At 34.1% G+C, this 9,408-nt stretch carries 10 protein-coding genes; 4 read left to right on the top strand and 6 right to left on the bottom strand.

What is annotated here, in order from left to right; genetic code table 11:
* Positions 1–258: 258 nt before the first annotated feature.
* Positions 259–2,433, bottom strand: a complete 2,175-nt coding sequence (locus A9178_RS12450; RefSeq protein WP_082918191.1) for a transglycosylase domain-containing protein — start codon at positions 2,431–2,433, stop codon at positions 259–261.
* Positions 2,434–2,631: 198 nt separating this feature from the next.
* Here A9178_RS12450 and A9178_RS12445 point away from each other — a divergent pair, with 198 nt between their 5' ends.
* A complete protein-coding gene (locus A9178_RS12445; RefSeq protein WP_068675747.1) occupies positions 2,632–3,129 on the top strand; it encodes an antibiotic biosynthesis monooxygenase family protein in 498 nt (165 codons plus the stop codon).
* 31 nt (positions 3,130–3,160) lie between these two features.
* On the opposite strand, the gene A9178_RS12440 is transcribed toward A9178_RS12445, so the two are convergent.
* The 3 genes from A9178_RS12440 to A9178_RS12430 form a co-directional block, all read right to left on the bottom strand.
* Positions 3,161–3,640, bottom strand: a complete 480-nt coding sequence (locus A9178_RS12440; RefSeq protein ID WP_068675745.1) for a thioredoxin family protein — start codon at positions 3,638–3,640, stop codon at positions 3,161–3,163.
* A 224-nt stretch (positions 3,641–3,864) separates the two neighbouring features.
* Positions 3,865–4,290, bottom strand: a complete 426-nt coding sequence (locus A9178_RS12435) for a disulfide oxidoreductase (RefSeq protein WP_068675743.1) — start codon at positions 4,288–4,290, stop codon at positions 3,865–3,867.
* 97 nt (positions 4,291–4,387) lie between these two features.
* Positions 4,388–4,942 (bottom strand): phosphatase PAP2 family protein, encoded by a 555-nt coding sequence (locus A9178_RS12430; protein WP_231889848.1) that lies wholly within the window; start codon positions 4,940–4,942, stop codon positions 4,388–4,390.
* Between the two features lie 181 nt (positions 4,943–5,123).
* On the opposite strand from A9178_RS12430, the gene A9178_RS12425 reads away from it, so the two are divergent.
* On the top strand, positions 5,124–5,549 hold the full coding sequence (locus A9178_RS12425) for a ferritin-like domain-containing protein (RefSeq protein ID WP_369801982.1): 426 nt from the start codon (positions 5,124–5,126) through the stop codon (positions 5,547–5,549).
* Positions 5,550–5,598: 49 nt separating this feature from the next.
* On the opposite strand, the gene A9178_RS12420 is transcribed toward A9178_RS12425, so the two are convergent.
* Together A9178_RS12420 and A9178_RS12415 are read right to left on the bottom strand one after the other, a co-directional pair.
* Positions 5,599–6,813 carry an ABC transporter permease gene (locus A9178_RS12420; RefSeq protein WP_068675739.1) on the bottom strand — a complete coding sequence of 405 codons (1,215 nt, stop codon included), beginning with the start codon at positions 6,811–6,813 and terminating at the stop codon, positions 5,599–5,601.
* The gene (locus A9178_RS12415; protein ID WP_068675737.1) at positions 6,806–7,549 is read right to left on the bottom strand and encodes an ABC transporter ATP-binding protein; all 744 of its coding nucleotides are present in this window, start codon (positions 7,547–7,549) and stop codon (positions 6,806–6,808) included. The genes A9178_RS12420 and A9178_RS12415 overlap by 8 nt, the downstream gene beginning before the upstream one ends.
* A 627-nt stretch (positions 7,550–8,176) precedes the next feature.
* On the opposite strand from A9178_RS12415, the gene A9178_RS12410 reads away from it, so the two are divergent.
* Together A9178_RS12410 and A9178_RS12405 are read left to right on the top strand one after the other, a co-directional pair.
* Positions 8,177–8,608 carry an HIT family protein gene (locus tag A9178_RS12410; RefSeq protein WP_068675735.1) on the top strand — a complete coding sequence of 144 codons (432 nt, stop codon included), beginning with the start codon at positions 8,177–8,179 and terminating at the stop codon, positions 8,606–8,608.
* Between the two features lie 136 nt (positions 8,609–8,744).
* The gene (locus A9178_RS12405; RefSeq protein ID WP_068675732.1) at positions 8,745–9,266 is read left to right on the top strand and encodes a tryptophan transporter; all 522 of its coding nucleotides are present in this window, start codon (positions 8,745–8,747) and stop codon (positions 9,264–9,266) included.
* The last annotated feature ends 142 nt before the right edge of the window (positions 9,267–9,408 follow it).

Genomic DNA, 9,408 nt, shown 5'->3' with positions numbered 1-9,408 from the left:
GCCACGCAAAGCGGCGGTTTTAATCGGACATTCCCCTGCCGTAGGAGATAAAGGAAACATGCCCCTTCATAGGGGTATGTCGACGTTGGCCGCAAAGGCCGGTTTTAGCCGACCTTCCTTAACATTGAGTCGATGTTGACTTATCGTACGAAGGTGAAGGAAGTCTCGCTAGTCGCTGGGCGCTGGAGCTGGACGTGGCTAACTTGCCAACAAAATTATCACCGGATCCTTTGAACATCTTTTTATTTTAAAACAGTTTCACCATGATAATTTTACCGTTTCAGACCTTTTCCCTTCCAATTTCGTAAGCGGATCATAGGGAACAACGTAATATTGATTCGAATGAAATACATTAAAGTTTAAATAAAATTCATCCATTCCTGTTACTTCTCCAACCCGTTCATCTATTCCATCCTTTTTACGATAGATGCGATAAACCACTCGGTCATCAGTAGACCCTTCCCATGAAATTTTCCCCCTGACTAAGGAAATCCCTCCGAATTCAAGTTCTGCGCGAACATCCTTTATTTCAGGCAGTAAAATAGGCTCGGGTAAGTCTTCCACATTATTAGGCTTAATAAAATCTTGAGATAATGAATTTATTTTATCCAACTCAGTTAATATCGATTTAGTTAGAGCAGTAGGGTAAGAACTTCCACCTGTTAAATAATGCTTTTCATCCGATTGGTCATATCCCATCCATAATGCACTTACATATTCTGGCGTATATCCTACAAACCATGCATCTTTTGTTTGTCCTTGGACGTGGGGATGTTCCGTAGATCCTGTTTTTCCTGCTAAAGCTTTATTATATTCTCCTGCACTACCTGTTCCCCTATCCACTGTATCAGATAATATTCTAGTCATATCCCATGCAACTTGAGGGTTGAAAACCTCTGTTTTTTGCGGTTTTGCCTCAAATACCACTTCATCATACCGATCATAAATACGACTAATCGTATATGATTCCACCACTTTCCCTTCATTAACAAAAGCACTATACCCTTCCATCAATTGGATTGGGGTGACTCCATGAGTTAATCCACCTAAAGCAATTGCAAGTCCATCATCGTCTATTTGCATTCCCATTTTTTCTAAATATTTTTTAGAATAATCAATGCCTATTTCATTCAACAACCAAACAGCAGATGTATTTTTGGATTGGACGATTGCATCATAAATCGTAATTACATTTGCGTACATATTATCCGCATTGGAAACCATATAATTATGAACATCCATTTGTTTGTCGGGAATTAATGAGAATGCTGAATAAACATCTTTCTTCATCATTGCGGGACCATACACGGCCAAAGGTTTGAATGTCGAACCAGGTTGTCTCTTTACCAAAACCCGATTTAAATTACCAAATTGATAATTTCTTCCTCCTAAAGATGCGACAATTTTCCCCGTTTTCGCCTCCATCATGACAAATGTTCCTTCCACATCATCATTGTTTCCCGGGAAATAATCACTATCTTGGAACTTTTTGTAAACAACTTTCTGTATATTATTGTCTATATTAACAACAATACGGTAACCTTTTCTTTCTAAATCATCCAGGGATAATTCATATCTTTCCTTCGCCTCTTTTACTACTAGATCTATATAAGTATCATTCCATGGATCTTCTTTTTCGTTTTGCAAATTTAAATCAAGGCTAGTACTTTGTTCTTTTACTTTAGTTTCGTTAGAAATCTTTCCTGCATCCTCCATAGACTGTAGAACTATGTTTCTTCGTTTCAAGGCCTTATCAGGATAATGAATTGGTGAATAACCATTCGGAGCTTTTGCGAGACCCGCTAACATAGCACCTTCTGCGAGGCTTAAATCGGAAACAGATTTAGAGAAAAAGAAATGAGACGCTGTTTGTAATCCATATACACCTTTCCCAAAGTAGATTTCATTCAAATATAATTCTAATAATTCGTCCTTTGTATACTGCTGCTCTAAATAAATAGCCGCCATAACTTCTTTGGCTTTTCGGGACCATGTTTTATCATTATATAAAAAGAGATTTTTCGCTAATTGTTGCGTAATAGTACTTGCTCCTTCTACCTTACTCATGGCAAGAATGTCTTTGTAAACAGCACGTATTACAGATTGGAAATCAACACCTGAATGGTCATAAAAACGTCTATCTTCAATGGAAATAAATGCATCTTTTACATGTTCTGGTATCTCATCGATAGATACGTAGGTTCTATTCTCATTATATAGTTTGCCTATAATTTCACCATTCGCTGTTTCAATGGTAGTAGTCCCGTCTAATATCAATTTTTCTTTGTCAGCAACTAGACTTCCACCAAACCAAATGGCCCCATAACTAATGAGACAAAATAATAAAATACCAATAAGTAAAATAAAATACTTTTTCAGTTTTCTAATTAAGCGATGTCGAATTGATAATTGATCCTTCTTATTATTTCGCATCGATTCACCTCAAGTAATAATACACTTCTAATTATACGACAAATTTCGCAATCCGAAAAGTAAAATGTAGTATCTATTATTTAATAATTATTTTAAATAATTTCTCGTTTAAGTTTCACCGCTATATACACATAGCTTATATTCCTTTAAGTCGGGTAATATAATAATAAGTATAAGATGAAAAGAAAGGATGGTACGATGAAGGCTCATATGACAAATGGTACGTTGGATTTTCTACTAAAACTAGAAGATAAATATCCGAAGATTCCATTTTATTTTATGACGAGTAATAGCGGAGCACTAGCTTACTATGAGAACAACGATAAGAAAATTTTTAGTGCTGGTAGAACATATGAAATCATAAAGCAATCAGGAGATTTTATCAAAAAGGCCTATATTGTTATGAATACCATTTCGGTTAATGAAGAAGATCAAGTTGTATTTGAAGATCGATTAAAAAATAATCTAGTAAATAAAATAGATGATTGCCATGCTTACCGTTTTTTAAAACCTGTCAAAGGGAATAAATTTGTTATACTAACCGTTTGGAAGTCCGTTGAAAACTTTAATAACTGGAAAAAATCCCAACGTTATCACGATGCACAAAAAATAATGCAAACAGAAATACCTGCTTATCCTAATGATTTACCATTTACAACTTCTTATTTTCTATACGAAAAAGAAGAAGCTAACTAGGCCTTTACGCTAGTTAGCTCTTTTGTTTGATTTACTTAAGTACATATTCATCAAAAAACTTCTGAAATTCTTCTTCTGGCTGTTGACCTACTATTCTTGCTACTTCTTCCCCATCTTTAAAATGAACTAAAGTTGGAGTATTTTTAATAGCATAAGGCATACCCTCTTCACCAAACTCTAATAGATTAAACATTTTCATATCCACATCATTTTCTTCCGCAAGTGGGGCTAAATATGGTGTCGTATTTTGACAATATACACATGTTGGACTAAAGAAATATACAGTCACATCTTCCCCATTTTCCAACTTCGACTGAAGCTCGTCCGGTAAAATTTGATTTTGATAATTAGGATCATCCAACTGATCAATCGTTGCTTGCTCTAAATCACTCGTTCCATAAGGATTATCTGCACCATTCGTTTTTTGGTTATTTTGATATTGAACAACGAAAAACAAAGCAATGACTAAGACGACAATAACCCCAATGATTGCTATCATTTTTTTACCCATTATTTACTTCCTCCTTTGCTTTCTTTAAATATAGTGAAACTCATTCAGCCGGGGCGCTTTTATCCCCCATAGAATAATTAGTTGAACTTATCAGGGCGCTACTAGCTGTTGCCCCCACTTAGATTTTTTGGTTTAAATTCGACTTCTTAAATTGGGGGTTACGAAGCACAGGACGTGCGAGTGCCGACACGTTGCAATAGGACATTGCGTTTTTAGTCGGTCAGCTAGTTAAGACGTGATAAAAGTATACTTAAAACAAATATAACAATAAATGCGACTAACGCTAAAAACGGTATAGTAATAAAACCAAAATAATTCACATACATCACATTACAAGGAACCCCACCAATACATGATCCTCCAATTTCCTGCATTGCTGGAACCTTTTGAACAAGATAATGATAGAAAGAAACAACTATACCAATTCCACTTAAAATAACGCCCGGTAGAATAATATTAATTTCTTTCTTAATTGCAGCAACTCCATAAACAATGACTAATGGATACATCAAAATTCGCTGATACCAACATAGCTCACAGGGGATATATCCCATTGCTTCAGAATAAAACAAACTCCCAGCCATTGCGATAAAGGCTTGTGTCCATGCTAGCATTAATAGATTCTCAGCTTTTTTAGTTAGTTTTCCCATATCGAATATCCTCTCATGGTTTACTTATCTAAAAATTAATTATACATGAATTAAATTACGAAACACAACCTGATTACTAAAAATAACTATGACAACTTTATGACTCTTTTCGATGAAGCCTTTCATATAGATAAATGTAGCAGATAAGAAAGATGAATCCTATAACAAATCCCGCTAAAACATCAGTCAAATAGTGTGCATTTATAATAAACCTACTAATCCCGATAAGAAATACAAGAAAAGATAATATAATCTGTATGACCAAAGATATGCTACGTGCTTTCACTTTTCTCGTAATAAAATAGGCTAGTAGACCATAACAAACCATTGATACCATTGCATGACCTGATGGAAAACTTTCGCCCACCGCATTAGCTTCTACGATAATGCTAGGTCTTTCACGCTGGATAATACCTTTAATTAATCCATTTATAAAATGGGAAAAAAGTGTGCCACCCGCAAATATAAGGGAAGGAAGCCAATGTTTATATATCAATAACAAAATTACCGATGATATAAAGACAAAAGGAATCAAAAATTGCCTTGACCCCAAATGAGTTATTGCAAATGCAAAAGAATATAAAGGTGTATCCGCATATCCTTCCACTAGTTCAATTACCCACTGATCCACAAAGGGAACATAGCCATTCATAATTTGAAAAATCCAAATTGAGATAGTTAAGAGTATCATGAGGGATAGCAATATAATGAGATTTCTTTTCCGCAACAATGATGGTAACCCCTTTTTTCTATATAATGTTTTAAAAATATGTAACGTGGTATAGAAGTAGTATAACAAAAATACAAAGGCAGGGATAATCGTGGAAAAAGAAATGAAACAATTAATCGATGGATTAAATGAAGATTTATCTCATGAATATGGAGCAGCTATTCAATATACTTATAGCGCATCCGTAGTTTCTGGACTTTATCGTTCTGCTCTTAAGCCTTTTTTTGAAGAAGAGATTACAGATGAGTTAGGACATGCATTATATCTTTCCGAAAAAATTAAATCACTGGGTGGAGTACCGACAACTAGTGCTGCAGAAGTCCCACAACCAACTGATGTTAAAGATTTACTAGAGGCAACTCTAAAAGCTGAATCAAATACAGTTAAACGATATGAAACAAGAAAACAACAGGCAGAAAATCTAGGTTTAACAGAACTTGCTGTAAAATTAGAAGATTTAATTGCAGATGAAACAAATCATAAAGAGGAAATTGAACGACTATTAGAAGATCCAAGATTCCAATCTTAATTGGATATCTAAAAAAGAAATCAACGGGATTATCCCGCTGATTTCTTTTTTAATCCAATTTAGCCCTCACATACCCATTAATAAATGCGAAACTAAATAATAAACCACCAATTAACGTAATAAAAAATCCTAAATAGTCTTGTGATAAAACTACGACAAGAGCAAAAAGAATTGTTTGAACAATACTTAATTGATATAAAATTTTCATAACAGCTCTTTTTCGCTCACCCAATTCAACTGGATACAAATCTAACCATATATTCACTCGATGATGGTGATACAACGTCATCATTTGGAAAGTACTTAAATATAAAAATAATATGCTAAGAATAACCTTTAACCACATAATCGGGATAAAGAAAATAAATAATCCTCCAATTACGATTAATCGGAAATACATCCCTAAATACTCCCCACTACGTACAAAAGTAATGCGGTATAAATAGTCGTAACTATTTTTATTTTGAAATGAAACTGATTTTGTAATTAAACGAACGAGCCATTGGCGTTTTTTTACACGTACCTTTAAATGAGGTACATCTGCAAACATATTGGCAAAACGATAAAAGGCCTGCAAGCGATGCTGATCTTTTTCGATTAGTAAATCCCAATTAATCCCTATTTGCTTTTTGGAATAGTAATAATCATAGAGAAAAATGATAACAAAAATAATCGTCGTAATTCCTGCAAACATAACATCGCCATGTACAAGAAAATAAAAAATGACAATGTTTAATATGGTTCGAGCGAAAACATCTAAAAGTCGTGTGTTCTTATCTCTAACTTTTAACATCCACCAATTTGCGAAAAGATTACCTATTTTAATTATAAGTAAAACGAGTAAAGAAAGTAGATAAGTGGTTCCAGAACGTTCGGGATAAGAAGCAAAATATAAAGGTCCTAAAGCTGCCGCTAAAAGTAAGATTAAATATAATTGAATGACGAAGCTATAAATTAAAGTATTTCGAAAATAAGCATTCATTTTATCTTCTGCTGTAATAATAAATACAAGGTCTGGTTCCTTTAATAATGTTCGTACAGGACTATAGCTGGCAACTAAACCAAATAAAATCCCAATAATGACAGCAGTTGGAAAATTAGGCGGTAAAAGAATTAAAGCTTGCTGATAATAGACAGCTAAAGTTGAAATTAGAAAGAAAAGCACAACAGCCATGTGTCCATTTAATATATAACGTAAATACCGCCCTAATTCCTTCATATGGGCGGATAAACGCCTTTTATAAAACAAATGGGAATCAAACATGGCTATCTTCCTTTGTTAATTGAACATATAAATCATCCAAAGTAGCACCTGGCATATGGAAACTGTCCCTTAATTCGTCCAATGTACCATTTGCACGAATTTTACCATCATGCAAAATGACAAAACGGTCACAATACCGTTCGGCAGTTGCTAATATATGTGTAGACATTAAAACTCCCGCACCATTGTTTTTAACATCATTCATTAATTGTAAATAGGATTGTATTCCAAGTGGATCTAACCCAACGAACGGCTCGTCCACTATATATAATGGTGGATTAATTAAAAATGCACACATAATCATTACTTTTTGACGCATTCCTTTTGAAAAATGAACCGGAAACCAATTCAATTTCTTCTCCATACGAAATTCTTTTAATAAAGGATCTAATCTTTCCTTAAATATATCTTCATTAAGTCCGTACGCCATTGCAGTAAGTTGAAGGTGTTCATATAAGGTTAATTCATCATAAAGTATTGGCATTTCAGGAATATATGCGATTTGTTTTCGGTAAGTTGTGGGGCTTTCCCTAAACGTTTTTCCATTTACAGCAATGTTCCCCTTTTTCGGTTGCATGAGGCCTATAACATGTTTAATGGTTGTACTTTTTCCTGCACCATTTAATCCAATTAAACCAACAATTTCTTTCGGTTTTACATCAAAGGAAATACCATGAAGGACGTTTTTATGTGTATACCCACCATAAAGATTATCAATTTGTAAAAGTGAATCCAAATCATTTCCTCCTCTTCATTACCCTTGATTTTATCACTTTTAGCGGGCATTTCCAAAACAAACTGTCAGCAAAATTTCGACATATAAATAGGGATTTATTTTTTTTCTGAAAAAATTTATCTTTTTTTGTATATAAACTGTGAAATAGGTTCATAATAGGTACTGAAGAAACGGGATGCAGCAAACACTTAATCAAGTGTGAATCACAAATGAGGTGTTAGTGATCGAGTTACTAATATAGATTTTGTGTATATTAAAAAAACACAAATGAGGTGTTAGTGAACGATAATCTACTCTGAATTTGAGACTATTTTACACACAAATGAGGTGTTAGTGTTGGCGATTCTAATGTAGAAAACCCTTTTGCCAGATATCGTCTCAGTTCCTGAGGCTTTGACAAAAAGGTTTTTGTAAATTCTGTCTAACAGGTTTACGGTCCCCACTCATTAGGTTTACCATCCTGTTTCTTCATAAAATAGGTCTAGCTCGCATATGCGGGTTGGGCCTATTTCTTTTTATTAACCATAAACTTTAAATATTCAGTAAAGACAATACTCTAAACACTTTACTTTGTTTCCTATTCCTATATACAATAGTAATAATTATTATGAATTAGGAGTGATCAATATGAATCATGAAAATTGTATTTTTTGTAAAATTATCAATGGTGATATTCCATCAGCGAAAGTTTATGAAGATGAACATGTATATGCATTTTTAGACATTTCACAAGTTACAAAAGGACATACATTGGTAATCCCAAAAACACATGTAAAAGATATTTTCGAAACACCACCTGAAGTAGCTAAAGAATTGTATGCACGAATTCCAAAAGTGGCAAATGCTATAAAAGAAACATATCAACCACTTGGATTAAATACATTAAACAACAACGGAGAAGCAGCTGAACAATCTGTATTTCATTTACATATCCACCTTATCCCACGTTATGGTGAGGGAGACGGCTATACACCTAATTGGATTATTCATAATGATGACTATACATCAGAAGATTTACAACAAATCGCTACAGAAATTGGGCAGAATATCCGCGATTAATCTGAAAACAAAGAAAGTAAAAAATACTACTTTTTATTTATTACCATTTTTGTTATAATGACTGTAAGTTTCCGCAACTGACAACGAGTGTACAGTTGGGAGTAGCTTAGAAAAGCTTAGATGAGGAGAGATAAGAATGAATATTCGCATTTTAATTACTTTGTCACTTTTAGTAGGGATTGGTACTGTATTACACGCGGTCGTTCCAGGGTTTGTTTTTGGGGTTAAGCCAGATATGTTGTTATCCATGATGTTTTTGGGTGTATTTCTATTCCCTAAAGCAAGGTACGTTTTGTTATTAGCATTAGTATCTGGAGTCATTTCCGCCTTAACTACACAAGCTCCTGGTGGGCAAATTGCAAACATGATTGATAAGCCTTTATCTGCATTTATTGTTTTAGCTCTTTTCGTACTACTACAAAAGAAAGTTCGCAATGCTGTTAGTGCACCTATCTTGACTTTCATCGGAACGGTAATTAGTGGTTCCGTATTTGTAGGAGTAGTTGCATTAATTGCTGGTTTAGGTGATGGGACTTTCTTAGCAATGTTAATTGGCGCGGTATTACCTGCTGCTGCAGTAAATACACTTATCATGGTAGTAATTTACCCAGTGGTCCAATCCATCATGAAGAGAACAAAGTTCATCGCGGCAACTTAAACAGAATATTTTTTCGAAGGAGTCCTCTGGCATAGTGCCTAAGGATCCTTTTTTTGAATCATAGAAAAAACTTTGCTTATTAAATTATTATCATAAGGAATGCCACGTTTTGCGCTTTTGTTCTTAAGCAAAATGTATCGCT

Origin of the sequence: Oceanobacillus sp. Castelsardo (assembly GCF_001659985.1) — a bacterium.
In the GTDB taxonomy this organism is placed as follows: Bacteria; Bacillota; Bacilli; order Bacillales; family Amphibacillaceae; genus Oceanobacillus.
The sequence above is the reverse complement of the archived record's forward strand: the minus strand, read 5'-3'. Positions and strand labels throughout refer to the sequence as shown.